1 protein-coding gene is annotated in these 520 nt (G+C 28.3%); it reads left to right on the forward strand.

From position 1 onward, the window contains the following. Positions 1-127: 127 nt before the first annotated feature. The gene (locus HMPREF0645_RS14455; protein WP_007175512.1) at positions 128-460 is read left to right on the forward strand and encodes a DUF4348 domain-containing protein; all 333 of its coding nucleotides are present in this window, start codon (positions 128-130) and stop codon (positions 458-460) included. Positions 461-520 lie beyond the last annotated feature (60 nt).

Here is a 520-nt window from a genome sequence, read left to right on the forward strand (position 1 = left end):
AGTTATCATATATTATGAATAATTTACTTACATACTATTTGTTTTCCTCTGTTTAATAAGCTGTGCACAACCAAATAATAAAAAGCAAGTTTTAAAGGATAGGGCTGTGATATCACTAAAAAGAAATGTGACAGGAAAAACAACTTTTTATGATTTTTTCAAAAAGTTCGCCTCAGACTCATGTTTTCAACGGAAACACATTTTGTTTCCGTTGAAAATTATATATGAAGGTTATGATTATGAAGAGACAGACTCGATTCTTCATATCAGCAAGAGTGATTGGATATATACAAATTTCAACGATTCTATAATAGATGGGCAAAAAATAATGTTAAAGGTTGATACAATGACGCATACTGTTATCTTAAAGGGCTATGATTCGGGAATATATATGAAATATTTATTCAAAACAGATAAGCGTTCTTGGATATTATTTCAGATAGATGACTATTCTAATTAACGTGAATTCGACAAATTCAGAATATCTTTGAATAACAGAGTTCTAAAATATAACAAATTT

The organism is Hallella bergensis DSM 17361 (assembly GCF_000160535.1).
Classification (GTDB): Bacteria; Bacteroidota; Bacteroidia; order Bacteroidales; family Bacteroidaceae; genus Prevotella; species Prevotella bergensis.